We start from the raw sequence: 11,988 nt of genomic DNA on the forward strand, positions 1-11,988 counted from the left end.
CATCGTCGCAAGCAAAAGTAAACTTAAAAAATACTTTGTAAGTACTAAATAAAGGGAGCTTCGGCTCTAATGCCGAGCATTTAAGAAATAGTTAATAGCACTTGAACGATCTTTTAGGTATATAAGAATTCGGATTTTTTATGCAACTTTCTAATGCTCTCGATATTATCAACAACATCAAACCTAATGAAGTTGAAACATTCGCAGATTTACTTCCTTTATCCCTTATCGAAGAAGCCTATACGCTGACCGAAATCGTTACACTAAGAAAGTGGAAATGAAAATTAAATCAATGGCTTAATTTCTTAGTGGTATGGTCATTTATAATCACAAGTTCATGACTGATGTCGCTAACATGCTCGATATTATTGGCCGAGGTGGGAAGCCATTTGTTGCGCCAACTGCCTTAACTCAGCGTCGTAAGAACCTGGGTGAAGCTGCCATGAAAGCGTTGTTTGAATACACCCAAAGACATTGAATGAAGACGCCAATCATCCTCACTGGCATGAACTTACTTTGCTTGGTGTTGATGGTGTTGTTTGGCGCACAGATGACTCCCCCAAAACAACGAGGCCTTTACAAAACCGACCAATACACAATATCCACAAGTCAGAATGGTGTGTCAAATGGAGCTGAGCAGCCATTTAATAACGGGGAGCGCTTTTGATGATTACAAGGTCAATGAAATGGTGCTGGCTGAAAAGCTTATAGAAACCACACCCGATAACAGTCTCACTTTATTCGACAAAGGCTTCTATTCTTTAGGGTTTTTACATAAATGGCAAACGACTGGCAGTGAACGCCATTGGCTAATACCACTGAAAAAAATGTACAATACGAAGTTATTCAGACATTAGGGCGTAATGATAAATTAGTCCAGCTTAGCAGTAACCCGAGGGTAAGAAAAATGTGGCCAACGCTGTCTGACATATTAGTCGCAATGTTAGTGACTCGAAAAATAAAGGGTATGTCATACAGTGTGATGACATTGATGACAGATTCGATGCGATATCCGTCAGCAGATATTGGGGATTTATACAGTCACCGCTGGGAGATAGAGCTTGGTTATCGTGAATAAAAGCAATATATGCTCGGTAATCGATTAACATTAAGAAGTCGCCTACCAGCGCTTGTAAAGCAAGAACTGCGGGGAGTGTTGCTGGCTTATAATATGGTGCGATATCAGGTGGTGAAAATGTGCCATACATTTAAAGGTAATTATTTACCTTACCAACTAAGTTTCAATGATAGTTTAGCTCAAATAATGAGGTTACTCGTTGGATTACCGTATTCAACACTTGGCGTAATACTACGTCAATTAAGATACTTTTATGCCATGGCAGAAAGCCTAATTCTAGAGCCTCGAAGAGAGCGAAGTCTTCCTCGTTCAGTCAAGGCAAGACCGCAGCGGTACGCTAGAAAAAAAAGCCGTGAACGGCATTAGAGCTTCGGCTCCCTTTTTACATAGCTTCACAAACTAAATCACAATAAAGGCCATTTATAGGTATATTTAACTACTTAATAAAAAATAAAAAACAACAAGGACTTTGACTGATGAAACGTACTCCATTTGCACTCGCAGCACTATCACTCGCTATTTTAAGTGGCTGTAATCAAGCCCCTGAAGAAACTCAAAAAAATAATACGCAAGTTAAAACAACTCAAGTTGCACAAGCTATTGCACCGGTTGCTAAAAAAGTGCCACATGAAATGACTATTCATGGTGACACGCGTATAGATGATTACTATTGGCTACGTGATGATGAGCGTAAAGCGCCAGCGGTAATTAATTATTTAGAAGCTGAAAATACATACACTGATGCCATGCTTGCACACACTAAAACGTTGCAAAGTGAGTTGTTTGAAGAGCTAAAAGGGCGTATTCAAAAAGACGATGATTCGGTCCCAGTTAAAAACGGTGATTATTTTTACTCAACGCAAACACGTGGCGATAACGAGTACACTACTTACTTACGCAGCAGCGATTTTTCAGGTACCGATCAGCAAGTTATTTTAGATGTAAATGAGCTTGCTAAAGGTCATGATTATTATGCAGTAAGTGGTTTAGATGTAAGCCCAAATGGCAATTTAATGGCTTATGGCGAAGATACTGTTAGCCGTCGTATTTATAGCGTAAAAATAAAAGATTTAACTACCGGTAAATTACTCGAAGACACACTTGAAGGCACCAACGGTGGCATTGTGTGGGCAAACGATAATAAAACGGTTTACTACATTAAAAAAGATTTACAAACTCTACTAGGTTACCAAGTGTATCGTCATACATTAGGTACATCGCAAGCTGATGATGAGCTAATTTACGAAGAAACTGATACCAGTTACTACATGGGTATGAGTAAAAGTAAAGATGAGTCAGAGATTTATATTTGGCACAGCAGCACGGCTGCATCAGGCGTATCTGTATTAAGTGCTGATGATACTAAGGCAATGCCTAAACGCTTAATTGAGCGCGAAGCAGGGCTTGAATATGATATTTCGAAGCTAGGGAATACTTACTACATTGTAACTAACTTAAATGCTGTAAATTTTCAGCTGATGAAAGTTGATATTGATAAAGCAGGCGACAAGGCTAATTGGCAAAGTGTGATCCCAGCGCGCGATGATATTAAACTCGAAGGCATTGATTTATTTAATGACTATTTAGTTTATCAAGAGCGTGAAATGGGCCAATCAAAGTTGATTGCGCGTAATTTAAAAACAGGCAAAGAGTTACCACTGAGCTTTAACGATAGCGCTTATACAATTGGTACTTATGGCAATAACGATATAGATAGCAGCACGTTACGTGTTTACTACACAAGCATGACCACTCCAAGCTCATCGTACGATGTAGATTTAGCGACTGGCGATAAAACGCTTCTTAAGCAACAGGTTGTGTTAGGTGATTTTGATGCTGACAATTACGCTTCAGAGCGTATTTTTGTAACAGCACGCGATGGCATAAAAGTACCGGTAAGTTTAGTTTACCGTAAAGATGCGTTTAAAAAAGATGGCACTAATCCGCTACTGCAATATGGTTATGGGTCGTACGGCGCAACCATGGATCCAACGTTCTCAAGCTCACGTTTGAGCTTGTTAGATCGTGGCTTTGTATTTGCAATTGCCCATGTACGTGGCTCGCAAATGCTAGGTCGTCCTTGGTACGAAGATGGCAAGCTGCTAACTAAAAAGAATACGTTTAACGACTTTGTTGACGTAACTAAAGCACTGGTTTCTCAAAAGTATGGCGCAAAAGATGAAATATTTGCGTTAGGTGGCAGTGCTGGTGGCTTATTAATGGGCGCAGTAGCAAACCAAGCGCCTGAGCTTTATAAAGGCATGGTTGCTGCGGTACCGTTTGTAGATGTAGTAACAACGATGCTTGATGCGAGCATTCCGCTTACAACAAATGAATACGGCGAATGGGGTAATCCGAACGAAAAAGCGTATTACGATTACATGCTGTCTTACTCGCCATACGACCAAGTATCTAAGCAAGCATATCCTAATATGTTAGTAACGACTGGCTTGCACGATTCACAAGTTCAATACTTTGAGCCTGCAAAATGGGTTGCTAAGCTGCGTGACTATAAAACTGATGACAATAAGTTATTGTTTAAAATAGATATGGAAGCAGGGCACGGCGGCGCATCGGGTCGCTTTAAACGTTTAGAAGATACCGCGCTAAACTATGCATTTATGCTTGATTTAGCGGGTATTAAAAAGTAATTAATTTATATATTTAAAATAAACAAAAAATGTAAGGTGCTTTTTAAGAAAGCACCTTTTTTTGTGGCAAGTTAAAGCTAAACATAGTGCCTTTACCAATTTCACTTTGTACGTAAATTTCGCTATCCATCAGTTTTAATAACCCTCTGCAAATAGCCAATCCTAAACCACCTTGCTGGCGCCCTTCTTTATTAGAATTACTTGCTTGGTAGTGCGGATCAAAAATAGCATTCAGCTCATCTTCTTTTATGCCTACGCCCGTGTCTGATACATGCACAAATAGTTGATTGTCGTCACTGCGTTTTACATGTACTGCAATGCTGCCGCCGCGAGGGGTATGCCTAATTGCGTTATCAATTAAGTTGCTTAATACGCGCTCTAATTTAGCTATATCGGCAACCACAGGAAAATCACAAATCGCAGGTTCTACCGACAAACTAATGCCTTTTTTATCAACGGCTAAACTAAATTTTGCCATGCAATCGTAAATGAGTTCACCTAAATTAAAGGTTTCTTTATTTATACTTATTTCGCCATTTTCTAAGTGAGCAAGTTCAAATATTTGCTCTATGAGTAGCTTTAATTGCCCGCAATTATTAAGCGATACCTGCAAGTACTCTTGCTGCTCTTGTTTACTTAGCTGCTCACCCGACTGATTTAATACTTCTAAAAACCCCTGCAGTGAAGCAAGTGGTGTACGTAGGTCGTGCGATAGATGGGTCAGCAACTCTTTGCGTTGTTTATCGCCTTGTTCAAGCGCTTTAAACTGCTCATTAATACGCGTTAACATGGCTTGAATACTTCGCCCTAAACTATGAACTTCGTTACTTTTTTGCGTTGAATAGTTACTTAGCTTGGTGTCTGTAAGACTGTAGTTAGCAGCTTCAATATTACTAACATCGCGTGCTAAGCGCTGAATTGGGTTGGTAAAAAAGCGTAGCAAAATTAGCATCGCAATAAATAAAAATGCTAGTGCAGAGCCAAGCCATAAAGCAGCTAGCCATAACTTATCATTATTTTTTACAGTGCTTAGGGAGGTATCGTAAGCCTCACCACCAATAATTACATATAAATAGCCTTGTAGCTTATCTTGATTAAATACTGGCGCGGCTGAAAATATTTTTTGTTGCTCTTTATTACGAGGATTGTCACCATAAATAGGAGCAGCGCTTGGGTCGTTAATCAGCCTTTTTAAAGGCGTTAAACTAATATGCGAGCGTTTAACTTTACCCGGCTTTGCTGAGTAAGTAAGAATTTTTCCGGTTTCGTCTACAAAATAAAATTCAAACGCAGGACCTAATAACATTAAGGTATGGAAGAGGTTTTCAAGCGCTTTATAGTCGTAAACACCTTCTTTTATTAATGGGTTATCTTGTACTAAATGTTCCGCTAGCGCTAAATGTAGGTTTTGTTCGGCGTGGTGTTTTGATGTGAGTTCTAATTGCTTGCTCCAGCCGTAAACTAGGGCGCAAATAAAACAAAAAATGACGACTAGCGATATAGCTAATTTTTGATACAAAGATAATTTCATAATAGGTGTCTTAATTGAGCTGGCTAGGGTTTAGTTTGTAACCAACACCCCAAACTGTTTCGATGATAGGCGCTTGTTGGTGCTCTTCTAGCTTGGCACGTAAGCGGTTTATATGTGAATTAACCGTATGCTCATAACCACTGTGTTGGTAACCCCATACTTTATCGAGTAACTGCTGGCGGCTAAAAACATGATTAGGATGGCGTGCAAAGTAAACGAGTAAATCAAATTCGGTGGCGGTAAGGTTAAGGGCTTGCTTGCCTAAATACACTTGGTGCGAACTAAATTCTATATTGAGTGAGCCTACATTTAGTGTTTGTTCGCTATCAACGGGGGAGTTGTCGTTATTTTGGCTAGCGAGTAGCTGTGCTCTGTGGCGTAATTGGGTTTTTACTCTGGCTTGTAATTCGCGTGCAAAAAAGGGTTTACAAATATAATCATCGGCGCCCATTTCAAGGCCAATAACTCTGTCCATATCGCTACTAAGCGCGGTGAGTAAAATTACGGAGGTAGTTGGGTAATGCTCTTTTATTTTTCGGCATAAGCTCAAACCATCCATTTGGGGTAAGTTTATATCGAGTAAAATAAGTCCGTAGGGATGCTTGGCTATTTTTTTTAAGGCAAGTTCTGCGCTTACAACATGATCAACATGTAAGTTAAGCGACGTTAGCTGCGTGGTAATTAACTTACCTATTTCTCTGTCATCTTCTACTACTAATATTTTTTCGTGACGCATGTATTACCTCGTAAAAAGGGGGGCATCCGTGCTCCCTTACTTCCCCATTACAAGCTGGAACGTTACTGCGTGCGCGTAATTACTATTTTCGATACTGGGTTATCAAACTTATGTTCAACACCAAGTGCTGATGTAGATAATCCATCTTGATTTGAAACAATGCCTGGATGCATCGTTATTATATCGGCTGTATCGTCACGTATTTCGTTAAACCCTTCACCGCTAGCGGCAGGACCTGGCACAGTTTCAGCTGTTTCTGTATTTGCTTCCGTACCCGCATCATAAGCTGTCGTAGTGCGTGATAACGAGCCGCCAACTTCTAATGTTGATACATCTAAAGAACTAAGACCGGTAAAAGCATCATTTGTATTCCCAAGCATGGCAGCAAATGACAAATTAAGCGTTTCTTGCTCTTCAACAGTAATGATTACTGTGGTGGTTTCACCAGGGCCAATAGCGCCTTCAGCTGAAACTGCAGCAAGTGCACTTTCGTAGCTGAGGTATTCTTCATTTGCACCGCTTTCTGCAAGCATTTCTAAACCAACAGAAGCTGTTGTACCGAATGTCCAAGGTGCTTCATCTTCAAAAGCAATGACAGAGAGTGGTGACAAAGGCTGTCCTGCAGTTAAGTTACTAAAAGTAATAGTAAACTCACTGATCACAGGTTCTACAACAATTGGCTCAACAACGACCGGCTCTTCAACAACTGGGTCGTTATCATTATCGCTACACGCTGCAAGTGTGGTTGCAAGTGCAAGCACTAGTAGACTTTTTTTAAGGTTGTTAGCAGATGACATAATCATGCTCCTACTTAACTGTAACGGTTAATTGCGCTACTGGGTTTAACCATCTGTGTACTGTATTACTTAAATCGCTATTACCCGCTTCTAAATCGTCATCGCCTAAGCTACCTGGGTGAATATGGATGCTTGTATTTGTATCACCACTTAATATACCTGTACCGCCAGTGCCAGCGTCGCCACCTGGAGCCGCAGGAATCCCCGGAGTACCTGGAGCGCCAGAGCCTTCAACTACAAGCTCATTGTTTTGTTCTGTGCCTGCATCGTAAGCATTTAAATTAATTGTGTAAGTACCCGCTTCTGTTGGGATTTTCCAGCTGTTTAAGCCTACAAAGCCATCATTAGTTGGTAGCATCATTGCAGTTAAAGATAGGTACTCGTTACCGTCAGTAGTTGTTAGTGTTGCCGTTGTAGATGCGGCTGGTGCAAGTAAACCTTCAGCTGGATTTGCAGCCATATCACTGCCCGCTGCAGTTGCTTGTGCAACTAGCTCTGCAATATTGCCGCCTTCAGCCATTGTTTGTAATGCTGTAGATGCCTCTGTTGCTACTTCAAATAGTGTGTCTTCGCTGTTGTGTGCTGTAATTAACAGTGGAGTGAAGTGAATACCCTTGGTTAGGTTAGTAACTTTTAGGTCTAATTCTGCGGCCATAGTCGATTGGCTAGCTGCCGCTAAAAGAATTGCAATTGTTAATGTAGAAGTTTTCATTATTATTCCTGTAAGTGATGATTCGAGTTAAGTATTGAATAATCGTCTCCAGAAACTCTCACAAACTTATCACTTTTTTATCACAAGATTTCACGCTGTGATTTTTAAATACAAATACGTTGGTTGATTTGTAGACATTTGTTTAGTTAAGAGGCAACATACATAAAACAAAAAGGAGAGTGTTATGGAAGAAAATCAACAGGTTGAACCAGTTAACAAAGATGACCGTATGTGGGCTATGTTATGCCATTTGAGTGCGCTTGCCGGATTTATTGTGCCGTTTGGCTCAATAATTGGGCCATTAATTGTGTGGTTAATTAAAAAAGATGAGATGCCAGTTGTTGACGTGCACGGTAAAAAGGCGCTTAACTTTCAAATAACGATGGCAATTGCATATGTAGTTTGTTTTTTACTGATGTTTGTAGCAGTAGGCTTAATATTACTACCTATAGTGGCAATTTTTGGGTTTGTAATGGTTGTAATGGCGAGTATTAAAGCTAACGAAGGTAAAGAGTTTAATTACCCGTTTAGTTTAAATTTGATAAAATAAAACCTCAGTCATTAAATTGTAAACCCAGCTATAGGCTGGGTTTTTACGTTTAGCCATAAGGGCATTATGCTTTATCTCACGTTATTTATTAGCGCATTTATATCTGCCACATTACTGCCTAGCTCTTCTGAGGTGATAATGGTGGGGATGATTGCCCAAGGTAAAGTTAATTTATGGCTTATGTGGTGCGTAGCAACACTTGGAAATGTATTGGGAAGCTGCGTTAATTACTGGTTAGGCACGCAGGTACTGCGTTTTAAAGATAAAAAATGGTTTCCTGTATCGCAAAAAGGGCTTGATAGCGCACAAAAGCAATTTAATAAATACGGTGTGTATAGTTTGTTGTTTGCTTGGCTGCCAGTAGTAGGCGATCCGCTAACTGTAATTGGGGGGATATTTAAAGTACGCTTTAGTATGTTTTTATTACTAGTAACACTAGGCAAAGGCGCGCGCTATTTAGCGGTTATCGCCCTTGCCGTAGGATTCGAAAAGCTTTTTTAAATAAATTTTTTAAGGCCTTATTTAGCCCAATCAAGCGTTAACGACACCGAGTCGGCAAAACGCAGTGCATGCGGTTTATCAACACGTGCTTTAGCGTAATGAACACTTGGGTGTGAGTGACAAACCGCAAGAATTTCAGCCACTAATTTTTCGAGCAGTAAAAAGTGGCCTTGCTCTACTAAGCTAATTACTTCTTTGGTGATCACTTTATAATTAAGTGCTTGGTCAACTTCATCCGTTTTACACGCGTCATCAGCAGGGTAGTGAATCTCTAGGTTGATCACTACATCTTGCTTTTTTTCACGCTCATCGGGGTTAAAGCCAATAAACGTACGCAGGCGCAAATTAGTAACGTTAATAATTGCATTAGCCATAGGGTTAACCTTTTATAAGCTGCAAAAATTCGTTGCGTGTTTTAGGGTCGCTTCTAAAGTTACCTAACATTACTGATGTACGCATGCTTGAATTTTGCTTTTCTACACCACGCATCATCATACACATGTGTTTTGCTTCAACAATAACGCCCACACCTTTAGCGCCAGTAACTTCTTCAACTGCTTTAGCGATTTGATGCGTTAGCTGTTCTTGAATTTGAAAGCGGCGTGAAAACATATCAACAATACGTGCAAATTTAGACAAGCCCAATACTTTACCGTTTGGAATATAAGCAATATGGCAACGGCCAATAAAAGGTAGTAAATGATGCTCACACATAGAGTAAAGCTCTATGTCTTGCACTAACACCATGTCGTCAGCGTCAGATGTAAATACCGCTTTATTAGTTATTTCATCAAGCGTTTGACGATACCCTTGCGTTAAATATTCCATTGCTTTTGCAGCACGTTTTGGCGTATCAAGTAAGCCTTCGCGGTTAGCATCTTCGCCTACTGCGGTGATGATTTTTTCGTAACTTTCTTTTAATTCATTGTGCATAAATATCTCAGTTTATTTATATTTACTTTAAATGACGGCCGCCATCAACAGGCAAAGAGCGCCCTGTGATGTAGTGGCTTTGTAATAGTAAATCAATGCTATTGATAATTTCTTGGCATCCGGGTTCAATGCCCATTAATGATTTTTTAAGGGTTTTAGCTCGATATTGCTCATCGTCATGTTCATTAAAAATAATGAGTGATGGAGCAACCGAGTTCACTTTTATGTTTGGCGCATATTTAGCGCTAAACGATTTAGTTAAGTTATCGAGAGCTGCTTTACTTGCTGCATAAGCTAAGTGTTTAGGGCTGCCTGTTTCAACTACATAATCAGTAAGGTGAATTATATCAGCAGGTACTTTTTCACTTTGCTGATAGTTTATAAGCAGCTCAGCGCACATTAAATTAATTAAATACGGTGTTTTGGCGTGTATACGCATCATATTATCGAACAGTACTGCAAAGTCAGGATTGTTAGCTTCGCAGTCCCAGCTTGATGCATTGTGAACAACAGCGCGCAGCGATGTTGTATGCTCTTTAAGCGTATTTATAAATGCACTTATACCGTCATCGGTACTAAAATCGGCATAAATACATACAGCGCCTAGTTGCTCTAATTTATCAACAGCGTTGTGGCGAGTACGATACGTAATAATAACAGCCTGCCCTTGGGCTATATAATGCTGAGCGAGCGCTAAACCAATACGTTGGCCTGCGCCGGTAATTAAGATGGGCGATGTCATATAAGGCAGTGTTCTCTTTGGCGGGTAACTTATACCAATATTGTTAAAACATGATCGATCTATCGCTATTTTCTTAGGGCTATAATAGATCACTAATTTAACGCAATTGGTATTATAAAATTTAAAGCGTTAATTTACTAAAATATACGCAGTTTCTTAATCTGTCGATCAAAAAAGCAATTAATCCTCAAAGGCGTTAATTGCTTTATTTTACTAAAACATTAATCGTAAATTGTCGGAATTGGTTGGCGCTTATGTTGTGTACGCATGTAAATACTTACAAGCTTTTGTTCAACGTCTTTAGAAACAGATTTACCTTCTAAAAAGTCATCAATTTGCTCATAGCTCAAACCAAGTGCTTCTTCATCGGTTAAGCCTGGGCGATCGCTTTCTAAATCAGCTGTAGGTGCTTTTTCTACTAATAAAGCTGGGGCACCGAGCGCAGTAGCAAGTGCACGCACTTGGCGTTTTGATAAACCAAATAGCGGAGCTAAATCGCACGCGCCGTCACCAAATTTAGTATAAAAACCAGTAATATTTTCAGCACTATGGTCGGTACCCACTACTAAGCCTTGGCAAAAGCCTGCAATTTCGTACTGAGCAACCATACGTTGGCGTGCTTTAACATTACCTTTAACAAAATCTATCTGAGCTTGCTCAGGCAGTGCTTCACCACAGCCAACTACAGCAGCTATCGCTTGCTCATGCAATGCATCAGCCGCAGGTTGTACGTTTACGGTCATACGTTTACTTGGCTGGATAAAATCAACCGCCATTTGCGCTTCGTCTTCATCGGCTTGTACGCCATAAGGTAAGCGCACAGCAATAAATTGGTATTTGTCAGTATCGTGTTCTTTATTTAGCTCGTTTACGGCAAGTTGACATAAGCGGCCGCAAGTTGATGAGTCAACACCACCACTAATACCCAATATTAGTGATCGTGAGTGAGCTGCTACTAAACGTGCTTTAATAAAAGCAACCCGGCGAGTTATCTCAGCATTTACATCAATAGTTGGCTTAACCTTCATTTCAGCCATAATTTCGGCGCGCATTGCCAGCTCCTTATAAAATTTAATATGTGATACGCAATAAACTTATTATGTGATTTAGTCTTAATTAATTAAAGTTTTAAATGAGCTTTTATTTTGCGAAGCTCTACTTTTAATTCTTCCACTTCTGCCAGTAAATCACTTAATTCTTTATCTTTAATTACTTCGCTTGGTAGAGCAACAAAGGCATCGGCGGGATTATTTTGTTGTTCGCCAAATAAATGAATGTATCGGCTGTCGCGTTTACCTGCTTCTCGTTCTAATTTACGGGCGTAATCGCTTTCAATCAGTTTATTGAGCGCTGTTTCTACTTCATTTACGTTATTAAAATCAGCAAGCCTAGCACTGCGAGTTCTTAATTCACCTGGAGTTTGGGCACCACGTAAAAGTAATAAACAAACAATGGCACGTTGCTGAGCAGAAAATTGCAGATTACTAAACTCAGTGTTGCAAAAGCGGTGGTCGTATTTATTTACGCGACCAGTAAGCCCTTCATCTATAGTTACCAAACGCATGTCTATTAGTTCATCAAGTGCGTTTTGCACGTCACTATCTGTAAGATTTAACACAGGATCGCGATTAGACTTTTGATTACATGCGTTCACTAGAGCGTTTAACGATAGCGGATAATGTTCTGGCGTTGTGCTTTGTTTTTCTAGTAAGCAACCAAGAATACGTTGTTGATTTGCTGATAACTGCATAAATAAT

Annotated in this window: 12 protein-coding genes and 1 pseudogene; 4 read left to right on the plus strand and 9 right to left on the minus strand. The window is 39.9% G+C overall.

All coding sequences use genetic code 11. The annotated features are described in order from the left end of the window. Positions 1-140: 140 nt before the first annotated feature. Both I6F48_RS12440 and I6F48_RS12445 read left to right on the plus strand, forming a co-directional pair. Positions 141-1,444: pseudogene (locus I6F48_RS12440) on the plus strand (IS4 family transposase). A 110-nt stretch (positions 1,445-1,554) separates the two neighbouring features. Continuing rightward, on the plus strand, positions 1,555-3,729 hold the full coding sequence (locus I6F48_RS12445; protein ID WP_197119557.1) for a S9 family peptidase: 2,175 nt from the start codon (positions 1,555-1,557) through the stop codon (positions 3,727-3,729). A 43-nt stretch (positions 3,730-3,772) separates the two neighbouring features. Here the strand turns inward: I6F48_RS12445 and I6F48_RS12450 are convergent, their stop codons facing one another. The 4 genes from I6F48_RS12450 to I6F48_RS12465 all read right to left on the minus strand — a co-directional run bounded on the left by I6F48_RS12450 (position 3,773) and on the right by I6F48_RS12465 (position 7,505). Further along, positions 3,773-5,260 carry a sensor histidine kinase gene (locus I6F48_RS12450; protein ID WP_197119558.1) on the minus strand — a complete coding sequence of 496 codons (1,488 nt, stop codon included), beginning with the start codon at positions 5,258-5,260 and terminating at the stop codon, positions 3,773-3,775. A gap of 10 nt (positions 5,261-5,270) precedes the next feature. Further along, entirely contained in the window at positions 5,271-5,996 is a 726-nt protein-coding gene (locus I6F48_RS12455; protein ID WP_007580488.1) for a response regulator transcription factor, read from the minus strand. 62 nt (positions 5,997-6,058) lie between these two features. Then, positions 6,059-6,793 (minus strand): spondin domain-containing protein, encoded by a 735-nt coding sequence (locus I6F48_RS12460; RefSeq protein ID WP_024607274.1) that lies wholly within the window; start codon positions 6,791-6,793, stop codon positions 6,059-6,061. Between the two features lie 10 nt (positions 6,794-6,803). Then, positions 6,804-7,505, minus strand: coding sequence for a spondin domain-containing protein (locus I6F48_RS12465; RefSeq protein WP_165729342.1), 702 nt, complete (start codon positions 7,503-7,505; stop codon positions 6,804-6,806). Positions 7,506-7,689: 184 nt separating this feature from the next. Here I6F48_RS12465 and I6F48_RS12470 point away from each other — a divergent pair, with 184 nt between their 5' ends. Beyond that, entirely contained in the window at positions 7,690-8,055 is a 366-nt protein-coding gene (locus tag I6F48_RS12470) for a DUF4870 domain-containing protein (RefSeq protein ID WP_165729341.1), read from the plus strand. A 66-nt stretch (positions 8,056-8,121) separates the two neighbouring features. Next, positions 8,122-8,556, plus strand: a complete 435-nt coding sequence (locus I6F48_RS12475; protein ID WP_010554546.1) for a YqaA family protein — start codon at positions 8,122-8,124, stop codon at positions 8,554-8,556. 17 nt (positions 8,557-8,573) lie between these two features. Here I6F48_RS12475 and folX read toward each other — a convergent pair whose 3' ends face one another. The 5 genes from folX to I6F48_RS12500 all read right to left on the minus strand — a co-directional run bounded on the left by folX (position 8,574) and on the right by I6F48_RS12500 (position 11,981). Continuing rightward, complete coding sequence (gene folX / locus I6F48_RS12480) at positions 8,574-8,930, minus strand: dihydroneopterin triphosphate 2'-epimerase (protein WP_007377309.1); 357 nt, start codon at positions 8,928-8,930, stop codon at positions 8,574-8,576. A 4-nt stretch (positions 8,931-8,934) separates the two neighbouring features. Then, a complete protein-coding gene (gene folE / locus I6F48_RS12485) occupies positions 8,935-9,489 on the minus strand; it encodes a GTP cyclohydrolase I FolE (RefSeq protein ID WP_002962341.1) in 555 nt (184 codons plus the stop codon). A gap of 22 nt (positions 9,490-9,511) precedes the next feature. Next, positions 9,512-10,231 carry a dihydromonapterin reductase gene (gene folM, locus I6F48_RS12490; RefSeq protein ID WP_010554547.1) on the minus strand — a complete coding sequence of 240 codons (720 nt, stop codon included), beginning with the start codon at positions 10,229-10,231 and terminating at the stop codon, positions 9,512-9,514. A 221-nt stretch (positions 10,232-10,452) separates the two neighbouring features. Next, positions 10,453-11,283, minus strand: a complete 831-nt coding sequence (nadE, locus tag I6F48_RS12495) for an ammonia-dependent NAD(+) synthetase (protein WP_165729340.1) — start codon at positions 11,281-11,283, stop codon at positions 10,453-10,455. Between the two features lie 68 nt (positions 11,284-11,351). After that, entirely contained in the window at positions 11,352-11,981 is a 630-nt protein-coding gene (locus tag I6F48_RS12500) for a YceH family protein (RefSeq protein ID WP_197119559.1), read from the minus strand. Positions 11,982-11,988: the final 7 nt, after the last annotated feature.

Origin of the sequence: Pseudoalteromonas sp. SWYJ118 (assembly GCF_015864505.1) — a bacterium.
Lineage (GTDB): Bacteria > Pseudomonadota > Gammaproteobacteria > Enterobacterales > Alteromonadaceae > Pseudoalteromonas > Pseudoalteromonas arctica.

Bases quoted from the DNA above. Each gene is read 5' to 3' on its own strand.
- I6F48_RS12445 (WP_197119557.1), top strand. From the start codon at position 1,555: ATGAAACGTACTCCATTTGCACTCGCAGCACTATCACTCGCTATTTTA.
- I6F48_RS12450 (WP_197119558.1), bottom strand. From the start codon at position 5,260: ATGAAATTATCTTTGTATCAAAAATTAGCTATATCGCTAGTCGTCATT.
- I6F48_RS12455 (WP_007580488.1), bottom strand. From the start codon at position 5,996: ATGCGTCACGAAAAAATATTAGTAGTAGAAGATGACAGAGAAATAGGT.
- I6F48_RS12460 (WP_024607274.1), bottom strand. From the start codon at position 6,793: ATGTCATCTGCTAACAACCTTAAAAAAAGTCTACTAGTGCTTGCACTT.
- I6F48_RS12465 (WP_165729342.1), bottom strand. From the start codon at position 7,505: ATGAAAACTTCTACATTAACAATTGCAATTCTTTTAGCGGCAGCTAGC.
- I6F48_RS12470 (WP_165729341.1), top strand. From the start codon at position 7,690: ATGGAAGAAAATCAACAGGTTGAACCAGTTAACAAAGATGACCGTATG.
- I6F48_RS12475 (WP_010554546.1), top strand. From the start codon at position 8,122: ATGCTTTATCTCACGTTATTTATTAGCGCATTTATATCTGCCACATTA.
- folX (WP_007377309.1), bottom strand. From the start codon at position 8,930: ATGGCTAATGCAATTATTAACGTTACTAATTTGCGCCTGCGTACGTTT.
- folE (WP_002962341.1), bottom strand. From the start codon at position 9,489: ATGCACAATGAATTAAAAGAAAGTTACGAAAAAATCATCACCGCAGTA.
- folM (WP_010554547.1), bottom strand. From the start codon at position 10,231: ATGACATCGCCCATCTTAATTACCGGCGCAGGCCAACGTATTGGTTTA.
- nadE (WP_165729340.1), bottom strand. From the start codon at position 11,283: ATGCGCGCCGAAATTATGGCTGAAATGAAGGTTAAGCCAACTATTGAT.
- I6F48_RS12500 (WP_197119559.1), bottom strand. From the start codon at position 11,981: ATGCAGTTATCAGCAAATCAACAACGTATTCTTGGTTGCTTACTAGAA.